This window comes from Streptomyces sp. NPDC006326 (genome assembly GCF_040612915.1).
GTDB lineage: Bacteria > Actinomycetota > Actinomycetes > Streptomycetales > Streptomycetaceae > Streptomyces.
Map to the genome: position 1 here is coordinate 70,805 of NZ_JBEXRC010000003.1, position 18,102 is coordinate 88,906.

The window sequence follows — 18,102 nt, forward strand, 5'->3', positions numbered from 1 at the left end:
AAACGGGGGTATCAGCGGCGCCTGAGGGCGGCAGACGGGGCCGGGGCGGAGGCCGCTGGCGCTGCCGGCCTCGTGATCACGGGCGGTCTTGGCGCGCTGCGCCGCGGTTGGAGACCCGCGGCGAGGAGGGCGTGAACGCCGGCGGGTGTGACACGAAGGCCGTAGTGGCCCGGCTGCTTCGGAAGCGGAGTGAGGGTGAGCAGGTCCCGAGAGGCCAGTGCGTCGACCGTGGCGGTCCGTACGGACACGTACGCGACGAGGGGGGCCACGACTTCCCTCAGGCCCGGGCCGGTTTCCCGTAGGACACCGTCACCCCGGGCCAGGGAGGCGAGCGCCTTCCGCTGGGCTTCGCTGATCTTGACGGCGTCCTCGCCTGGGCCGAGCTCTTGCCGGGCCGCGCGGTCCTGGGCGTGGAGGTAGCCCTCGTGGCGCAGCAGGGCGTTGCCGACGCGCTGTACTGCCGAGGGGGTTCCGGTCAGGTGGGTGGCAGCCTGTTCCAGGAAGAGGTTCGCTGAGGCGGTGTCGCCGTGGGCGAGTGCGGAGATCGTGTCTGCGGTGCGTACCGCGGCGAGCGAGGTCGCCTCGGCGAGATTGCGCAGGACGGAGATGGCCTCCCGGCCGTCGACCGTGGTCGTCGCGTGGCTCAGCGCGACCGTGGCGAGCAGCTGGCCGGCGACCAGTGACGTCTGCCGCAGCGCGCCCCCGAACCGGACCGTCTCCTGCAATCGGTCCGGCCCCGCGCCGCGTCGCTGCTGGAGGTCATCGAGCCGGTACGCGTTGGCGAGCAGGCGCTGGGTGAAGGTGAACAACTCGTTTTCAAGAGGGAGTTCATTGTTCAGCGGGTGCCTCCTGGTGGTGCGGTAGTGGACGGCGATGTTGATCTGCCGCAATGCGGGTGGGGTCCTTCGGTGGGGTGGTCGGCGGGTGCGGATGATGCTGCGGCCGGTGAGGCATCAGGGGCTTGCCACAGAGCGCGGGCGATGTGCTCGGTGCCGCGCGGTGTCCGGGGCCGGGAGGGTGTGTGCCAGCCGGGCCGGGGCGGGCGGCGGCCGATCACCTGCCATCCGGCTCCGCGCAGGGAGGCACCGGACTCGCCGTCCTGGGTGTAGGTGATCAGCCTTCGGTATCCGAGGGCCTTCGCCGCCCGCCAGGCGGCGCCGTAGAGCATCGAGTTGGCGTTGTGTGCGCCGTCGGTGCAGGTGCGCGTGACTTCCAGGGTGTGGCCGTCGTCGAGGTGCCGGGCGACTGGGCGGCCGACGGTCGCGACCGCACGGAGAGTGCCTTCCTCGTCGGCGGCGCCTACGGCGAACACCTGGCCGGCGGGCGGCGGGTGGTGGCGGTGCCAGGCGGCGACGAAGGCTTTCGCGTCGCGGGACCGGACCGGCACCAGATGCAGCCGCGGCCCGCTCATGCGGCGGTCCCGAAGTCGGACTGGGCCGGTGCGATCTTGGCGATGGCCCGGGCGGTGATGGCGTCAGAGGCGGCTTTGGATGCGGCGGCCAGCTCGCCGGCGCCCGGTTCGAGGTACCAGGGGCGCAGGTCGAGCATGGCGGCGCGCAGGCCGGTCGCGAAGAGCAGGGCAGTGCCCTTGGGCAGGGCACGGATCCGGTCCGCAGGCAGGATCCGCTCCTGCCGCATGCTGATCGAGGTGGACTTGCCCGACTCGGAGATTGAGGTGGACTTCGTCTCTACGTCGTGGTCGCCGATCAGCCTGGACAGCTTGTCCGCGAAATCCGGGTCGTCGATACCGGAACCGATGACCTTGATCGTCGCCGCCGACCACATGGCGTCCATGCCCGCGTCGCCCCACACCTTCTGGCCCTGCCGGTAGGACTGCAAGATCGTTATCGGGATGATCCCGCGCGAGCCCAGGTGCGAGTACAGGTCCGGGAGGTCGCTGATCTTGCACACGTTTGCGGCTTCGTCAAGGATCGCGAGCATGGGCGGGTCGAGGCGTCCACCGCTACGTTCGGCCCGGGCGGTCGCGGCCCGCATCACCGAGTCGGCGCACGCTGCGATGAGCGCGGAGGCGCCGCCGCCGCCGTCCTTGGAGAGCAGGAACAGCGTGTCGGTGGAGGCCACGAACTCGGCCGGGCGGAACTCCGGTACGTCCTTCTGCGGGGTCACCCAGGCAGCGATGTCGGCGCTGAGCAGGGCAGACGCGTACTGCCGTGCGGTCTCATAGATGCCGTCCCGGGTCTCCGGCGGGCCTTCGACCGTGCCCTTCAACTGGGCTGCGACGGAGGTGAATCCGTGGTCACGCAGGATATCGAGCGGTCGCCGGTCGGCGGGGAACGCCAGCCACTGCATCACGTCAGTGATCGGGCGGTCGTCGAGGGCCGCGGCCAGGAAGAGCTGGCTCAGGATGTTGCTGCCGGCCTTGGACCAGAAGTCGCCCTGCTGGGAGGCGTCCACGGACGCGGCGAGGAAGTGGCCGGCGAGCCGGTTCGCGCCCTCCAGGGACTTGGCGTCCGCAAGGGGGTTCCACCACATGGTCCGGGGTGCGTGGGCGATCTGCTGGGGATCCATAGACCACACCCGCCCCACCCGGCTGCGGGCGTCGAAGCAGGTCGTATAGGCGTCACCGGCGGCCTTGTTGCTGGTCAGGAGTACGGCGCCGGGCGCGGCCAGGATGGAGGGGATCGCCAGCGAGGTGGTCTTCCCGGAGCGCGGTGCCATGATCGCCACCGCGACGTCCTCGTACCCCATGCGGACTTCGGTGCGGCTTCCTTGAAGGTTGCCGAGGAGGACTCCGGTGTCGGAGGCCGCGATGCGGTCGGCGTCCTTCAGGCTGGGGCGCAGACTGCGGGCCTTGGCGGTGATCGCGTTGGCCAGGAGCGGCTCGATGTCCCGGGCCTTCGCGGTGCCCTTCACCCGGCGCTTGTTCTTCCCGCCGAAGGTGCCCTTGTGGCGGCTCCACCACACGCCGCCGACGGCGGCTAGGACGATCAGGGCGAGTACGGGAAGTATCCGGGCACCCAGGAGCAGGGACGTTTCTCCCAGACCGGGCCAGAGCTGGTCGGGGCGTATGAGGGCGTCGGCAGGCCGGTAGGCGGCCCAGGTGTTGCCGGTGGCCAGGGCGGTGAGGTTCCCGCTGAGCCAGGCGAGGTGGGCGAGGGGGATGGCGACGGCGAACAGGCCCAGGAGGACCTTGAAGGCTATGTCGTAGCCGTCGGATGAGGAGGGGTTGGGCTGGGACAAGGGCGGCGCTGTTCCGTGAAGGGGCGGGGGCGGGAAGGAGGGAGAGGCTCAGCGGGTGCGGCGCGGCAGCGGCCGGCCAGGCGGCTGGGGAGGCAGGGGCTGCCCGGTGCGGTGGGCGGTGAGGCGGTTGATTCGGGCCCACAGGGCGTCCTCGGCCTGCTGGGCGGGAACGCGTTCGCGGGCGATGCCGACGCTGTAGCGCAGGAAGGCGGCCATCTCCTTCTCGTCGCGCAGCAGCGGTTCCGGGGAGGCGAGGCCGGCGAGGACCGCGGCGACCAGATGGGGCGGGGTGTGGTCGGAGAAGTACGCCCGCCAGACCGGCCGGTCGCTCGGCTCGGAGGCCCAGGGACTGTCGAAGGCGGTGACCTTGATATGCACGGCGCCCAGGGGGTGGCGTGAGACGGTGACGAACTCGTCGGGTGAGTCGACGCGGTGTTCCAGGACGGAGCGGTGCCATCCGGCCTGTTCCAGGACTTGGAGCGGGTCCGCCGGGCTGTTCGCGGCGGGGTTGGCGGTGAGGGCATCGGTGGCGGTGGCGACGATCTCGGCGGGAGTACGAGCGTCGAAGCGCATGGTCCACGCTTTCCCGTCGTTGTCGGCCCCGGTGTGGCGCAGGGTCCACCAGTGATCGTCCGGGCTCGGGTTGAGCAGCAGCTCGGTCTGGTGGTCGCGGCGGGTCAGCCGTACGACCGGGCTGAGCGGGAGGTGCGCTGCCCGCCAGCGGAACGCCTGCTGCAGCGGGGCGGTCACCCAACGGGGATCCCCGCCGCCGGCTAGGTAGCGCGGCGCGACCTGGGCTAGTACCGGCGGCTTGCCGGGCTCGCTCACTGCTGTCCGTCGGCGGTGACGGTGAGGGCGATGTGGTTGGCCGTGACGGTGCGGCGGGCGACGGCGAGTTCGAGGGTGTCGGCGTGGGTGGCGGACAGGCCGACCCGTGCGGAGTCGAGGTCGCCCTCGGGCGGCAGGAGGATCTTGTCGCCTTCCTCCATCAGCCAGGCCGGACCGTGCACCCACCCGGCGGTCTCGGCGAAGCCGCCGGGGATGGCCCGCTGGGCCAGGGTGCCGGAGGCGGGGGCGTGGAGGACCTTGATGGCGACAGCCTGCTGCCGGGTGGGGGCCACGTCGGGGGCCCGGCCGGCGGCAAGGTCGGCGGCGATCCGCGACAGCGACAGGCCGGTGGCCCGCCAGACCGCCCAGCCGATCCAGTCTCCACCGATCCGGCCGTTGACCTCGATCACGCGAGGCCCGGACGGGGTGAGCCGCAGCTCCACGTGCTGGATGCCGTTCACCGTGCCGGTCGCCTCCACCGCCGCGGCAGCGATGGGCGCGACGGTGGCCAGCAGCGGGTCGCCGGCGGTGAGGGTGTGGCCGATCTCCTCGAACAGCGGCTCCGGCCCGAGCTCCTTCCGGGTCACCGCCACCGCGGTGGTCACACCCTGGAAGGTGACGCACTCGACGCTGACTTCCTCGCCGGACAGGTACTCCTCCACGAGGACGACGGTGTTGTCGCCGCCGTGGAGCTGCACACCGCGGGTGGCGAAGGCGTACGCCGCGGCCAGGTCGTGCTGCGTCTCGGCCTTGATGACGCCGATGCTGCCGCCGACGGAGGCGGGCTTGACGACGACCGGGTACCCGATGGCCCTGGCCGCAGCCAGCGCCTCACCCAGTGAGTTTGTTGCAGTGGACTGTGCCGACGGAACCCCGTGGGCGGCGAACGCGGCTCGGCTTGCGGCCTTGTCCCGGCAGGTGCGGACCGACTCCACTCTGGTAGTGGCGAGACCGAGGTGCTCGGCCAGACGGGCCACCGCGGTCAGATGCCCTTCCGCCCAGGTCACCACGCCCGCGACCGGGTGGCGCGCGGCGACCGCCTCCCCGGCGGCGAAGAGGCCGACCTCGTCCTCGAAGTCCTTGACGATCTCGTGGTCGACGACGTGGGGCTGCTCCCAGGTGAGGGGGCCGGTGGTGATGACGGCGACGTCGTACACGTCGGCGACCTGGCGAAGGCAGTAGCCGCGATAGATGTCGTCACCCGGGGCGACGACGAAGACGAGCGGGCGCAGGGTCAAGCGGACTCCAAGGCAGGAGGGAAGAGGGAGGGGGGTTTCAGCGGCGGGTCGTGGGACTGGCGATGGCGGGTGGAGCAGGCGGTGGCGCGGCGGTGGCAATCCGGGGGCCGGCGGCGGTGCGCATGGCCGTGGTGTGGATCTCCAGGACGGCGCGGCCGTGGACGAGCCAGCGGTAGAGGGCGCTCCACGCCTCGGCGTTGCGGGCGTCGACTGCGCCGTCTCTGGCTTCGGGACTCGCGTGAGGATGGGCAGCGAGGAGTTCTCGGTACTCCGTCCTGGTGGCTGCTATCTGGTCGAGTGCGTCGCGTAGTTGTGCCAGTTGCCATGCCCATCGGTTGTGGACAGAGGGGACGGGGATCCGGTCGAGGGCGGCTTCGGCGGCGTCGAGCAGGATGCCGGCCTCCTCCCGGACGGGCTTGAACGCCGTCCACACCGCGCGGTCCCGCTCGGCCTTGCGGTCGTCGTAGGCATCCGGGTCATACGGCCAGCCGTCGAGGTCGGTGTGCTCGTCGGAGTACAGGTCCCAGGCGTCGAGCGCCGCGTCCGCCGCGCGGAGGAACACGGACAGGCGGCTGATCATCTTTCGGTGACCGGGGACGGAGGTGATTCCGGGGTGAGCGGAGTGGGGCACGGGCGGGCTTTCGGAGGGGTCAGGGGCGCGTTGCGCGGGAGGCGGGAGTTACCGGGGAGGCGGCTGGGGCCGGTAGGCGGGTGGTGAGGCGGGTGCGGCGCTGGGAGCGGGCCCGGGCCTGGGCGGCGTCGATGCGGGTGAAGTGGGCCTCGACCGCCTGCTGGGGCGTGAGCGGGCTTGGCTCCTGCCGGGCGCTGTAGTGATCGAGGTCGTACATGCCGCGCAGGACGGGGGCGTCGGAGACGAGCTGCTCGGCCAGGCCGGCCATGAGGTGGTCCGGTACCGGGCCGCTGATCCACATCTTCCAGACCGGCGCACCGATGTGGTCGGGCTGAATGATGCGCCAGGCGAAGTGGTCGGCCGAGTCGTTGAAGATGGGGCGCAGCTCGGCGCGGATCGGTAGCTCCGGGGCGGGCGACAGGGCCTGGCCGGTGCCATCCGGTTGGCGTTCCACAGCCCAACCGGCTTTCTGCATGTGCTCCCACGGGCTGATGTCGCCCCGGCGCGGTCCGTGGAGAAGACCGTCGGTGAATCCAGCGATGATTTCCGCCGGCACCATCCGGTCGAAGGAGGCGTTCCACGTCCAGTCGGCGGACTGGATCCGCCACGGCGAGCCGGAGGCGAACGGATCTATCGCCATCTGGTGCCGGGCCTCGTCGGGGCCGGTCAGGGTGATCCGGGGGTCGCCGGGGGCGGAGGTCAGGGTCCAGCCGGAGGCGAGCAGGGTGTGGGTGACGTGTCGGGGGTCGCCGGGTCCCGCGAGGGCGCGGGGCGCCTTCTCGAAGGGGATTTTCGTGTGGTGGTCGTTGGCGTAGGAGGCCCGCTGGGCGGGGCTTACTGCCACAGGGCTGCCACGACGGGGACGGTACGGACGGGGGCGGTGCGCAGGGGTTCGAGGGTGAGGTCGAGCAGGCGCAAATCCTGCAGGATGGATGCGGCCTCGATGTATTCGCCCAGGGTCGCCTCGACGGTGTCGGTGCGGGGGACGGTGGTCTCCTGTGCGAGGTAGCGGGCGATGCCGCGCAGGGCATCGCCGAGGCGGACTGCGGTGCCGGTGTCCGCGTCGACGAGCGCCGCGATCAAGGGGAGGGCCTCGTCCAGGTGCGGGCCGGTCCGCAGGTGTGCGGTGAGGCGGTCCAGGGTGTGTGCGGAGGCACGGATGTCCTCGGCGGTCAGGCGGGTGGTGTGTCCGTCGGTCATCGAAAGCTCCAGGAAATGGGGGCGCTTCAGCGGCGCCGGGGTGTCGGGCCGTGGCCGGGAGGACGGTACGCCGCAGCGGATTCGGGTCGGGCGGCCGGAGCGGGGCGCCGGCTCAGGGCGGCGCGCAGCTCGTCGACCGCGATGATGAACGGCAAGGAGGGAGCCGGGCGATTCATCGGGTCCTGGCGTAGCCGGATGCCTTGGCGCCGGTGCGGGCGCGGGAGGAGACCCAGTTGCGGCTCCAGGCTGCGGCGCGTGCGGCGGAGAGACGGGCCTGCTGCCAGGCACCGAGCTGGCCGGGCAGGACGGACACGGAGGTGACGCGGATGCGGTTGCTGAGCGGGACGTGCCCGAGCGGGCGCATCACCGGCTCCGGGTCGGACATGGCCGCGGTCAGGGACTGCATCAGGTGCAGCGGGGTGCTCGCGGTGGCCTGCACGTTCCACACGGGCCCGTGTTCGTTGCGGGCGCCGACCCACCAGTGCTCCTGGCTTCCGGTTCCGTCGGCCTTGACGTATTGCACGACGGCGTGCCGGTCGGGGCTCTGGGCGACGAAGTGGCCGTCCTGCAGCTCCACGCTCCACGCCTTCTCGGTGAGCGGCGCCCACACGTTCGGCGCGTGTGCCGAGCGAGGCTTGGTCAGAGCGTCGGTCAGGCCCGCCACGATCTCCACCGGGGTCTGCGGGGTCAGGGTGACCTGCCAGGCCGGCTGATGTCCGTGGGCGGCGCCGTGGACCTGCCAGCCGTCCGGGGGCTGGTAGGCGACGCGCACCATCTGGTCGGGCGAGACGAAGGAGAGCATCGTGCCGGACTGGCGGGTGATGTCCTTCCACCCCGACGCTCGCATGTACTCGCCCACGTGCCGCAGGTCCCCGCCGCCGGCGAGGTATCGGGGTTCGACCAGGTAGTGCTGTTGTGCCTGCTGGGCCTGACCCCAGCCGTACCACTGCTGTCTCTTGCTCACCGGTGTCTCCCTCGTGCCACCAGGGCGGTGGCCTGCGTGGCCGCCGGGGAGGACGTGGTCAGGGAGCGGCGGGAGGCGATCTCCTCGAACACTTCCTGGTGTTCGTCCAGGTCGAGGGCGAGGTCGTGCAGCCGGTTTGCGGTGCGCCCGAGAGCCAGCCACATCTCCGCGGGGAACGTGCCGCTCTGGGCGTGGTGCTTGGTGACGTAGGTGCCGGAACCGACCAGGGCCGACAGCCTGCCCAGGACGCCGTTCTCGGCGTCCAGGACCTGCTGGAGGATCTGTGCGGCCTGCTGCGGCCCGGCCTGGGACAGGTGCGCGGAGAGCTGGTCGAGCTGGCGGGTGATGCTTTCGGTGAGCGCGGTGGCGGGTGGGGTCATGGGCGGTCCAGGGGGCTGTGGTGCCGCACCGCGACGTCGGTGGTCAGCGGGTGCGGCGGGGGTTGAGGGCGGCCGGCGCGTCGGCGCGCGGTAGCCGTTCGGGTCGGGGCCGGTCGGGGCCTGCGGCTTTGACGACGGCGCTGCGCAGGTAGCGGCGCAGCAGGAAGCGGGCGAGCCGCGGACGACTGGCGGCGTCGAGCGGTGGGACGCGGCGCCGGTTGCGGGGAAAATCGGTCGATGGCCGGGGCGTACGGGTCACCGGGTGCGGGCGGTGGTCCGGGCGCCGGGCGGCGGAGTGGGCAGCGTGGCCTCCGCGGCAGGGCGGGCGGCGGCGCGCAGTACGGTGGCGGTGCCGAGGCGGGCGAGGCGGGCGCCGGCCGCCTGGACGGCGTGGGCCTGGGCCCGGGTGTCGTCCCCGGAGAGCACGTACGCGCTCGACGCGGTGTCCCACACAAACCCTTCGGAGACCAGGGCTTCGGCTGCGGGCCGGACGGTGGTGACGGCCGCGAGGGAACCGTCCTCGAGCCAGGTCATCACCACCTGCCGCACCTGAGCATCGGGGGCTGGCCGAGGCTGAGGGGGATTCATCGCGTTGTGCCGGACCTGGGCGAGAGCGACGTCGTAGCGGGGCAGCAGATCGGCGGTGATGGCGCGGGCGGCGCGTACGGGGTCGGCAGGCACCGCGATCCCGTCGGGTTCGCGGACCCCGGCGAACGCCTCCGGGCCGGCGCCGGACGGGGCCATGGCGGCCACGAGGAACTCCTCCTCGTGCCGGGGATGGAGGGTGACGTACAGGCGCACGCCGTCGTCGCTGCTGAGGTGGGCGTCTGCTCCCAGGGCGTACTCGGCGAGGGCGGCGGCCACGTCGTTGAGGTCCCAGACGTCTTCGGCATGCAGGAACTGGTCTTCGTATGCCTGGTGTTGGTGGTGGTGCACGGTCCAGTTCCCGGGAAGTTCCTCGGAGAGGATGGTGGCGAACGACTCCACGTCGCGGCTGTCGTCATCGGGCAGAGTGCGGGGGGCGGGCATGGGCTCCTCGAACTTGGGGCGGGGATCATCGGGTCCGTCCGGAGGCGGTAGAGGCAGGTGCGGTCGGCAGGGCGGCGGGCAGTGCCGTTCCCGGCCGGGCTGGGGCAGTGGTGCGGTCGGCGAGTTCTGCGCGGGTATGGAGGAGGTCTGCGGCGATGGGACCGAGCCGGTACTCGGCCAGGTAGCGCATACGGGCCGCGACGTGCCGGTCCGCAGGTCCGCCGAGGCCGTCGTAGACGGCGGCAAGGGAGTGGAGGAGCTCGTCCAGGGAGGCGAGGATGCCGTCGTGCGCGGCGGTCACCTCTTCCAGCCGGTCGGACACTTCAGCCGGGCTGGCCGCCTCGCGGATGGCGGCAGCGAGGTTGGCAATGGACCGGCCGTCCGTCACGTAGCGGTCCTGTGTCGTCTCCGTCGCGCATTCGGCGTCGGCCTCGACCCGGTACCCCGCGGCTTGGAGCCGGGCGACGGCGAGCTGGGCCACTGCGGCCTGGTCCGCCGACAGAACGGTCGGCGACATCCGATGCCAGGTCGCGCCGTGAACTTCACGAAGGAAGAAGGTGCGTTCCAGGATGCCGTGGGCCATGCCGTCACCGCCGCGGGCGATGATCCGACCGGTCTCCGTCTCCCGGGCGACCGTGACGGGCGGTGCCTTGCGCGGGGTGGCCGACTCGTTCACCGGGCCGAAACCCGCGATGCGGCAGGCGCCTGCACCGGCCGGGCCGGAGCAAGGCCGGCCGGAGGTGCGGGAGGCTGGAGTCGGGAGGCGATCTCCCCCAGCTGCTCCTGCAGCCCGTACAGGCGGCGCGCTGCCCAGAACAAGTCCCGTGCGGCGGCATCGGTTTGGTCGCCAGGCAGCGCGGCGGCCTGTCGGACGACCTCTTCCACGAGCTGACGTACGGGCGCGATCGGGCCGGACTGCTCGGCGGCGAGCTGCCGCAGGATTGCCGCGAGCGGACTGGTCGCGGTTGGCACCCGCGGGGAGGGGGTGACCGCTGGACCGGCCGACGGGTGCTGCTGGGGGCCGGCGCCCTGCTGGGGGCTGGAGTGCAGAAGGAGGTCGGCCGCGACGTTTCGCGCCTCGGTGACCAGGGTCTGCATAAGTCGGCGGGGAGGGGCACTCCAGGTGCCGTCGTCACGGATCAGGTTGGCGATCACGTCCAGGCGGCCGGGCTGGCCCTGGACAGCGATCCACCGGCATGCCGCATCGTCGCCGGGTGGGGCGATACCTGCGGCACGGGCGATCCGGTGGCCGATCTCAGACCACTCGGCGTGGTTCAGCTCCCGGTCCAGCGGATGCAGGCGCGCGGTGATGTGGAGGATCGCGCGCCGGTCGCCGTCGGGCCCGGAAACGAGCGGGTGCTCCAGCGACGGCTCGGCGAGATGGTCGGCCCACGAAGCTGACTCCCCGATCCGGTGGTCGTCGGTGTAGTGGTCCAGCCGGTTCCAGTGGGCCACCACCGTGCCGCCGGGCTCGGTGGTCAGGCCCTCCTCCATGCTGATCTCGCGGCCGAGCGCTTCGGCGAGGGCTTCGCCGGCGGTCACGTTACGCGAGTGGACTTCAATGATCATGGTCTCGCTCGGGGTCGGGCTCTTCGGGGGCCGGCCGGAGGTCGGCGCCTTGTCGCAGCGGCGGGACGGTCGTGGTCACCGACCGGGGCGAGCGTCGGCGACGTGGACGAGCTGGTTGAGGGCATTCAGGGAGTACCAGCGGCAGTCCACGGCCTCCTCGCCCTCCCCGAGGCGCTTGACCAGGTACTCCCGCAGCGCCTTCTGGTGCATCAGGCACTCCGGGCACCGCCTGGACAGGTGCACCAGGTAGCGGGGGTGGGCGGTGACGTAGGAGCGGTCGCCGCCGTTGGGGTCGAGCAGCCGCCACCCGTCCTCGTCGGTGGGGGTGTGCCAGGAGGAGACCACGACCTTCATTGCGTCGCCCCACAGCTCTCCGCCGGCGGCGCCCTTGAGGATTACGACGTGTTCGCCTGGGCGGAAGTGCTGGTGGGTGATGTCCCGCTTCGGGGTGAGCGGGTCGGGCGGCAGGTACACGGGGCGGGTCTCGGGCACGGAGGGTCCTCCACGAAAGCGCTGGGCGGCGGTGGACGACAAAGGGTCCGGAGAATCCCCGGTTTCCGAAACCGGGACTTCGCCGCTATATTGCGCGCCGCGGGCCTACCGGAACGGGTTCTCCGTGGGCCGGTCACGGTCGTCGGCGGCATCCAGCAGCTCGGGCAGATCGGCACCGTCGGCCTCGCGCTGGTCGACCCACCACCCTGCCCTCGTCAGCAGCCGTACCTGCTCTTCCAGCTGGGCCCAGTCGGCTTCGTCCCAGGTGCCTTCGGTGACCAGCGCGGTGTACGCGCGGGTCACCAGCTGGTGGCGGGTGCGCTCGCCCCAGCCGAGGATCTTTTCGGGGCCTTCGAGGGGAGGCATGTCGAACCGGGTTGCCCAGTCCGCAGCGGCGGTCTGTTCGTCTGCGCGCTTGGAGGCCAGCCACTCGGCCGTGCTGGCGGCATCCGCCTGGTGCTCGGAGCGCCAGCAGTCGGTGCACTGCCGGGCGGCGAGCCAGCGGGCGTATCCGGCGCGCTGGTCGGCCGAACGGCTGGACAGGTCAACGGTGTTGCTGTGTCCACAGCTGTGGACGATCTCGAAAGACGTGGGGACGGCCATGAAGAACTCCTTGCATCAGGGGAAGCGGGATCGGCCGGGGTGCCGCAAGCCCGGCAGCGTGGGCGGACGCCCGGCAGGTGACGGGGGTGTGGGTCGGACAGCGGCCCGGGGTGGAAGTCGGGCCGGTGCCGTGGGCGAGGTGCCCGGGAGGGTCATCGGGCTGGGCTTGAGCCCGTAGAGGTGCCCGGCGGCCGGGGAGGCAGACCCGGCGGGGCGGTGGTGCGGTGCGGGGTGTGGACCGCGATGTGCGGATCGAGGGAGCGGACCATCTCGGTCACGCGGCTGCCGTGGTCGAGCCACCGGTCCAGCATTTCCGCCGTGGAACGGTCGTCGGCAGGCGGATCGGCGGTCAGCGCTTGGCTGGCGCGGTCGAGGGCTGCGGCTGACTGCGCGGATGAGGGCCAGGGCCCGGAGGCATGTAGGTGGCGGATCAGGTAGGGCGCGTGTGCCCGCAATGAGATCGCCAGAGGCAGCATCTCGGGGTGTTCTGCGCCGTGGCGTGCAGCGTGGACCCGGGTCAACGTGGCGTCGAACATCTGTAGGTGGGCCTGGACCAGGGCCCGGTCGTAGGAAGGCAGCAGGGTCCGGCTGACCTTGTCCACGGCCGCCGGGACTGTGCTGGCGGCGATGCTGATGGGCTGGCGGACATCCAGGGCGAGGAAGTCGGTGTGCGGCGCGATGGCGCCGACGAGGACCTGGTGGTCCCATGGGCGTTCTGTCACCACGAGTACGCGACCGTCTTCATGGGTGAGGAACGCCGCGGCCGGCATTTGCCTGCTGTAGCTGCGTGTGGTCGCCGGCAGTGGGCCGTCGGCATCAGACCATGCTCGGTGCAAACGGTTCCGAGCGTCGGACGCAGGCAGCTGGAGGTTGCCGAGCTCGATCTCCCACGTCCCGGCCAGGGCCCGCGCGATGCGGCTGGCGGTGTCGCCGATGAAAGGCTGACGGCTGATGTTCACGGAGATCCCGAATCGGCTGGTGTTTCCGAAAAGGGTGTCGATCGCCGTCTGTGCCGTCGTGGGGTCAGTCAGGGGCAGGACGTGGATGCCTTCGTGGCTCTCCTCGAAGCGGGCCAGGTCGAGGGCGGCCCGGGCCCAGTCGGAGCCGGGGCCGGCGGGGAGGGCAACGATTCCATCCTCCGGGCTGAGCTGCAGCGTGATCGTTGTAGTGGCGGAAGTCAGTGGTGCCTCCGTGGAGAGGTCAGCGGGGTACGGGTTGGTACCGGCGGCACGGTGGCGAACGGCGGCGGGCACGGGTAGCGGCTGATGCGGATCGGGGTGTCGGTCATGGTCACCGTGTCCGTGCGACGGCCGAGGAGGGGGAAGATGGCGAGATGGCGGCGGGGATGGCCGGGGTGGTGACCTGGGGGCCGGCGCCTGTGCGGTGTTGCGGTGACCGGGCGGAGGCTGCTTGGGCGATGCGAGCGCGCCGCTCGGTCAGGCGGTTGGCCTGGGCCGGGCGGAGAGGAGCTGCGGTGACGGCCGGGTCGAGGGAGAGGTCCGCGTGCACGGTGAAGCCGTGTCGGCGGAGATCGTGGACGGTCTGCCGGGCCCGGCGCCGCAGGTCCTGGTTGGGCTGGGTGAGCCGGTACAGGTCAGGTCGGCCGGGGACGGGCTCGAACTGCTCGTGCCGGAGGTACCACTCGGCGAGGTGGAGGGTGATGGCCGAGGTGGCGCGGGCGACCACCCCGTGCTCGGGGTGCAGGCCGAAGTGGAAGTGCGGTTGCATGGGGAGTGTCCTGGTGGTTCGGGGAAGGTCATCGGCCGCGGGGCGCTGGCCCGGGGAGGGAGGGCGCGGCTTTGCCACCAGCTGGAAGTGCAGGCCGGACCGTGGACGCCGGCCGGACGGGTCGGGCCGCGCGTGCTCGCAGTAGCAGGGCCGGTGCGTCGGTTCGCCACCGGCGGAGGGTCTCGGCCGTGCCTGGCGGCAGGGTGGCAGGCGAGGACGGCGCCGTCGGCCACGTGGAGAGCGCCGCGTCCGGGTAAAGGAGCTGGTGGAGCCTGTCCAGGGAGGCGGCGTCCTTGGCGCCCGCCAAGGGGCGCATACGGGAGATGAGCTCGGCGGCGTGGGGGAGCAGTCGGCGCCACTCCACGGAGCTCTCTTCGAGGAACTGCTGCTCCGTGTGTCCGAGCGTGGCCGGGTCCAGGAGTGTGCCGTCGCTGTAGCGGCCGGACTGCTGGACGGTCGTCCACGCCGCGAGGAGTTCCTCGAGCCTGCCGTGCGCTGCTTCGACGGCGGCCAGCAGCCGTTCGTGGACGGCCTGCTCGTAGGAGGGCAGGAACGTGCCGGTGACCAGGCTGGCGGCGCGGGCCGCGTCGGACGGCAGCACGACCGAGCTGGGGGCGTGCGGGTCGGCGTAGTTGTCGTCGAAGGTAGCGCTGGCGAAGGCGCCGAGCAGATATTCGTGCGCGCTGCCGGGCCGTTCGACCAGGAGGAGTTCGGTGCCGGCGCCGTTGGTGAGCTGGGCGGCGTAGGGGATGCGGGCGTGCTCCACGGAGTCGATGAGTTCGCCCGCGTCCCATAGGAGGGGGACGAGGTCTCCCTGCCACACCGGGTGGGAGTAGACCTCGACCTTCACCGTCCATACCCCCGGCAGGCCGCCCGCCAGCGCGGTGGCGTAGTCGCCGAGGTACGGGCGGGGGCCACCGAAGAGGTGCACGCGGTGTCGGCGCGCATTCTCTGCGAGGGCAAGCAGGTTGGGCTTGGCGGTGTCTACGTTGTGCAGGGCGTACGTGCCGTCGAGGCGCCGCTCGAATCCGGGCGTCAGCCGCAGGGCGGTATCGGCCCACCGGTACTGCTCACCCACGGGGACGGCCACCACACCGTCGGCCGGGCTGACGGCCAGGATGATCTGCGCCAGGCCCCTGGAACGGGGCGTCGTGCGGTCGTCCATGCTCAAGCCCCGCTGGTGAGGGCGTTGCGCAGGCCGTGTCCGAACGCGTGGGCATGGCGACGGGCAGCCAGCTCCAGCTCCTCGTACTGCTCGCCGCGCGTCATCTGACCGTCGTGCTTGCGGTACCGGTAGACGGGCAATGGCAGCAGCACGCCGGGGGCCAGTGCGGTGACGCCGACGGCCGCCATGTAGTCCTCGCCCTGGACGAGGCCGCCCATGCCGCCGGCCGCGCGGACCAGGCGGGTGCGGGCCAGGATGGTCGTCGGCCCGACGGGGATGGTGTCCTGCGGCCGGGGCCAATAGGTCACCACGTCGCCGGCGGCGTGGTAGCCGGGAGGGGCCGGGCATTCCCACAGACGGGTGGAGCCGTCCGGCAGCCAGTCCTCGCTGTACCCGGCGACCCACCCCAGCTCGTCGGTGAACGTCTCCAGGCGTACGCCCAGGCTCCAGTCCGGGAAGACGTCATCGTCGTCGGCCCAGTTCACGAACTCGGTGCGCACCTCGTTCAGGCCGAGGTTACGGGCGCAGGCGGCGCCGACCGGTCGGGGCAGCGCGAGGGTCCGGATCCGCGGGTCGGCGGTGATCGAGGCGGGTACGAGGGCGGGGTCGGCGCCGTCGAGGACGAGGACGGCCTCCCAGGGCACGGTCTGCCGGGTGAGGCTGGCGTGCATTTCCCGCAGGTAGGGCAAGCGCTCGGGGCGCAGCTGGGTGGCGATGACGACGGTGATCTGTGGAGCGGACAGGGACTTCTCCGGAGTGCGGTCCATGGGCGGGGCGTTCAGCGGATGGCCCGAGCTCGGGCGGGTACGGGTGCCGGGGCGACCGGCTTGGTGATCTTCGGTGGGGTGGCAGGAGCCTGAATGGGCGCGGGCCGGCACGAGTCCCACAGTGAGGGGGTTCCGGAGATCCGGGAGAGGGGGTCGGTGTCCCAGGGGACGATGGGGCCGTTGCCGTACCAGGTCAGGGCGATGACCTCGATGCCGTGGTCGTGCAGGACGTAGCCCCATTCCAGGCCCATGGCGTCAGCGTTGGCGTCGGTGACCGGGATCGGCTCCGCGGGGGTGCCGTCGACGTTGAAGACGTTGTCGAAAGGTGCGCTCGGGCCGAGGTCGCCGTGGGGGTCGAGCCGCGCCCGGACGGTGTCGGGGGCCCTGTCCAGGAGGTCGGTGCCGAGCTGCTTCCAGTCGTGGGGTCCATCGATGAGGTGCCGGCGCAGGGCGTCGAGGTCACCGCCAAAGCGGTAGCGGGCGGCGGCGAGCAGCAGAGGGAGCTGGTGGTCGGGGTAGCCGTCGTAATGGCAGTAGATGCCCTCGTAGCCGGTACCGGTGGGGCGGGCGATGAAGCTGCGGGTGCTGATGGCGGGTTCCTTCTTGAGGGGTGTCAGCGGGCGCTGACGATGTAGTCGACGTGACTGCGGCCCCAGAGGCGGTCGATGGCGGCGAACTGGTCCGGGTAGGTGCGGTGCTGGCGGTAGGCGCTCGTCCTCTGCCCAGGGAGACGGGCGGCGAGCGCGGAGGCGAACAGGGACAGGTCGGCGCGTGCTGAGGGCACGGGCTTCCCGGGTCGCTTGAACGTTTCTGCCTTCAGTGCATGCGGGCGTCGGTGTCGAAAAGCCGCAGCTCGGCGGGGTGCAGCTGGTGCTGAACCACGAAACTTCGGCCCGCTACTTTCCACAGTCCGCGGCCACGGCTGAGGTGGGACAGGGCTGCGGTTTCGACGCTGGTCAGTCCGAGGAGTCCGGCGGCGGCGTGCAGCTGGTCGGTCTCCTGGCGGTAGATCACGCGGGTGCTGCAGTCGGCGAGCAACCCCTCGGCCAGTGCACGGCTTTGGCTGCCGGCGTCTCCAGCGGTCAGCAGGTCTGACAGCCGGTGGATGACCATGGCGTTGGCGATGCCCAGGCCGCGGGAGAGCTTCCACTGGGCCTGCATGCGCATCAGGAGGGCGGGGTGCCTCATCAGCCTCCATGCCTCGTCATAGATCACCCACCGTCGGCCGCCGTACGGGTCGGTGAGCGCGGCTTCCATCCACGCCGAGGCGCACGTCATGGCCAGGACCAGGGCGGTGTCGTCGCTGCCGCCGAGGCGGGAGAGGTCGATGGACAGCATCGGGCTGTACGGGTTGAACGCGTTGGTGGAGGGTGCGTCGAACATCCCGGCCAGGTCTCCGAAGACCAGACGGCGCATAGCGTGGGCGAGGTCGCGGGCGGCCTCCCCGAGCCGCCCGGCCAGCAGGCCGCCGGCGAGGTCGAGGCGGGGCCCGTCGGCCAGGGCGTGGGCGATGTCGCCCAGCAGCGGGGGCCGGCCACTGGCTGCCGCTCGGGCGGCAGCGGCGCCGAGCGCGACGTCGAGGACGGTGTGCTCCATGGGCAGCAGGTCCCGGCCCAGGACCGTGCGGGCCAGGGAGCCGAGGAGCAGCAGACGGCGTTTGCGGACCTCGCCCCCCCACTCGGCCTCCGGCACCGCTACAGGGCGGGGTGCCGCGTCCAGCGGGTTCAGCCTGCCGGGCAGACCCGGCCCCAGCGCAATGGACGTGCCGCCCAAGGCGGCGGCCACCGCGCTCCATTCACCCTTCGGGTCGCACGGCACGTACACCCTGTAGCCGAATGCGACGGATCGCAGGGCCAGGCTCTTGGCCAGGGCGCTCTTGCCCTGCCCGATTACCCCCGCGAGCAGCAGGTTGGGGTTGGTGAAACCCTCGACTTTCCCGTAGAGGCTGAACGGATCGAAGGTGAACGACCCTTCGGCGTGCAGGTCGCGGCCGATGTAGATGCCGTCGGCGCCGAGCCCGCCTTCGGCGAGGAAGGGGTAGGCGGCGCTGGCCACTGCGGTGGTCATGCGGTGGGCGGGCAGCTTGAGGCGGCTGCCGCGGGCGGAGGCGGGGCCGGGGCGTCCGGCGGGCGGGTAGACGGCGTCGGGATAGGCGGCCTCGGTGGGGTGCTGGTCCGCGGCGGTGCCGGCGGCGGTGCGGGCTCGGGCTTCGGCGCGGGCTGTCTGCTTGCGAAGGGCCCGGCGCTGGGCGCGGTCGATGTTTTTCGGGGTGAACAGGGGGGTCGCGCTGGCGCGGCGGTGGGACAA

The 18,102-nt window shown here is 71.8% G+C and carries 23 protein-coding genes; all 23 read right to left on the bottom strand.

Going from position 1 to position 18,102, the window contains the following annotated elements:
* Nucleotides 1-11: 11 nt before the first annotated feature.
* On the bottom strand, nt 12-890 hold the full coding sequence (locus ABZ128_RS03455; RefSeq protein ID WP_356845793.1) for a hypothetical protein: 879 nt from the start codon (nt 888-890) through the stop codon (nt 12-14).
* Nucleotides 836-1,411: an XF1762 family protein gene (locus ABZ128_RS03460; RefSeq protein ID WP_356845794.1), complete on the bottom strand. Its 576-nt coding sequence runs from the start codon at nt 1,409-1,411 to the stop codon at nt 836-838. The genes ABZ128_RS03455 and ABZ128_RS03460 overlap by 55 nt, the downstream gene beginning before the upstream one ends.
* Nucleotides 1,408-3,201 (bottom strand): TraM recognition domain-containing protein, encoded by a 1,794-nt coding sequence (locus tag ABZ128_RS03465; protein ID WP_356845795.1) that lies wholly within the window; start codon nt 3,199-3,201, stop codon nt 1,408-1,410. The genes ABZ128_RS03460 and ABZ128_RS03465 overlap by 4 nt, the downstream gene beginning before the upstream one ends.
* Nucleotides 3,202-3,249: 48 nt before the next feature.
* Nucleotides 3,250-3,951 carry a DUF317 domain-containing protein gene (locus tag ABZ128_RS03470; protein ID WP_356845796.1) on the bottom strand — a complete coding sequence of 234 codons (702 nt, stop codon included), beginning with the start codon at nt 3,949-3,951 and terminating at the stop codon, nt 3,250-3,252.
* Nucleotides 3,952-4,025: 74 nt separating this feature from the next.
* Nucleotides 4,026-5,267, bottom strand: coding sequence for an ATP-grasp domain-containing protein (locus ABZ128_RS03475; protein WP_356845797.1), 1,242 nt, complete (start codon nt 5,265-5,267; stop codon nt 4,026-4,028).
* 37 nt (nt 5,268-5,304) lie between these two features.
* Nucleotides 5,305-5,847 (bottom strand): hypothetical protein, encoded by a 543-nt coding sequence (locus ABZ128_RS03480; RefSeq protein ID WP_356845798.1) that lies wholly within the window; start codon nt 5,845-5,847, stop codon nt 5,305-5,307.
* A gap of 70 nt (nt 5,848-5,917) precedes the next feature.
* On the bottom strand, nt 5,918-6,742 hold the full coding sequence (locus tag ABZ128_RS03485) for a DUF317 domain-containing protein (protein ID WP_356845799.1): 825 nt from the start codon (nt 6,740-6,742) through the stop codon (nt 5,918-5,920).
* Complete coding sequence (locus ABZ128_RS03490) at nt 6,733-7,098, bottom strand: hypothetical protein (protein ID WP_356845800.1); 366 nt, start codon at nt 7,096-7,098, stop codon at nt 6,733-6,735. The genes ABZ128_RS03485 and ABZ128_RS03490 overlap by 10 nt, the downstream gene beginning before the upstream one ends.
* A 172-nt stretch (nt 7,099-7,270) precedes the next feature.
* Nucleotides 7,271-8,062, bottom strand: coding sequence for a DUF317 domain-containing protein (locus ABZ128_RS03495; RefSeq protein WP_356845801.1), 792 nt, complete (start codon nt 8,060-8,062; stop codon nt 7,271-7,273).
* Nucleotides 8,059-8,442: a hypothetical protein gene (locus ABZ128_RS03500; RefSeq protein WP_356845802.1), complete on the bottom strand. Its 384-nt coding sequence runs from the start codon at nt 8,440-8,442 to the stop codon at nt 8,059-8,061. Before ABZ128_RS03500 ends, ABZ128_RS03495 begins: the two co-directional genes overlap by 4 nt.
* Before the next feature lie 43 nt (nt 8,443-8,485).
* On the bottom strand, nt 8,486-8,701 hold the full coding sequence (locus ABZ128_RS03505; RefSeq protein WP_356845803.1) for a hypothetical protein: 216 nt from the start codon (nt 8,699-8,701) through the stop codon (nt 8,486-8,488).
* On the bottom strand, nt 8,698-9,471 hold the full coding sequence (locus tag ABZ128_RS03510) for a hypothetical protein (RefSeq protein ID WP_356845804.1): 774 nt from the start codon (nt 9,469-9,471) through the stop codon (nt 8,698-8,700). The genes ABZ128_RS03505 and ABZ128_RS03510 overlap by 4 nt, the downstream gene beginning before the upstream one ends.
* A gap of 25 nt (nt 9,472-9,496) precedes the next feature.
* Nucleotides 9,497-10,147, bottom strand: coding sequence for a hypothetical protein (locus ABZ128_RS03515; RefSeq protein ID WP_356845805.1), 651 nt, complete (start codon nt 10,145-10,147; stop codon nt 9,497-9,499).
* Nucleotides 10,144-11,013 carry a relaxase/mobilization nuclease gene (locus ABZ128_RS03520; RefSeq protein ID WP_356845806.1) on the bottom strand — a complete coding sequence of 290 codons (870 nt, stop codon included), beginning with the start codon at nt 11,011-11,013 and terminating at the stop codon, nt 10,144-10,146. The genes ABZ128_RS03515 and ABZ128_RS03520 overlap by 4 nt, the downstream gene beginning before the upstream one ends.
* Nucleotides 11,014-11,115: 102 nt before the next feature.
* Nucleotides 11,116-11,532 carry a hypothetical protein gene (locus ABZ128_RS03525; RefSeq protein WP_356845807.1) on the bottom strand — a complete coding sequence of 139 codons (417 nt, stop codon included), beginning with the start codon at nt 11,530-11,532 and terminating at the stop codon, nt 11,116-11,118.
* A gap of 105 nt (nt 11,533-11,637) precedes the next feature.
* On the bottom strand, nt 11,638-12,135 hold the full coding sequence (locus tag ABZ128_RS03530) for a hypothetical protein (RefSeq protein ID WP_356845808.1): 498 nt from the start codon (nt 12,133-12,135) through the stop codon (nt 11,638-11,640).
* A gap of 152 nt (nt 12,136-12,287) precedes the next feature.
* Nucleotides 12,288-13,388: a hypothetical protein gene (locus tag ABZ128_RS03535; RefSeq protein ID WP_356845809.1), complete on the bottom strand. Its 1,101-nt coding sequence runs from the start codon at nt 13,386-13,388 to the stop codon at nt 12,288-12,290.
* A gap of 37 nt (nt 13,389-13,425) precedes the next feature.
* Nucleotides 13,426-13,863, bottom strand: a complete 438-nt coding sequence (locus ABZ128_RS03540; protein WP_356845810.1) for a hypothetical protein — start codon at nt 13,861-13,863, stop codon at nt 13,426-13,428.
* 28 nt (nt 13,864-13,891) lie between these two features.
* A complete protein-coding gene (locus tag ABZ128_RS03545; protein WP_356845811.1) occupies nt 13,892-15,028 on the bottom strand; it encodes a hypothetical protein in 1,137 nt (378 codons plus the stop codon).
* 2 nt (nt 15,029-15,030) lie between these two features.
* Nucleotides 15,031-15,795 (bottom strand): glycosyltransferase, encoded by a 765-nt coding sequence (locus tag ABZ128_RS03550; protein WP_356845812.1) that lies wholly within the window; start codon nt 15,793-15,795, stop codon nt 15,031-15,033.
* Nucleotides 15,796-15,806: 11 nt separating this feature from the next.
* Nucleotides 15,807-16,046 (bottom strand): hypothetical protein, encoded by a 240-nt coding sequence (locus ABZ128_RS03555; protein ID WP_356845813.1) that lies wholly within the window; start codon nt 16,044-16,046, stop codon nt 15,807-15,809.
* A gap of 362 nt (nt 16,047-16,408) precedes the next feature.
* Nucleotides 16,409-16,579, bottom strand: a complete 171-nt coding sequence (locus ABZ128_RS03560) for a hypothetical protein (protein WP_356845814.1) — start codon at nt 16,577-16,579, stop codon at nt 16,409-16,411.
* Nucleotides 16,580-16,611: 32 nt separating this feature from the next.
* Entirely contained in the window at nt 16,612-18,102 is a 1,491-nt protein-coding gene (locus tag ABZ128_RS03565) for an ATP-binding protein (protein ID WP_356845815.1), read from the bottom strand.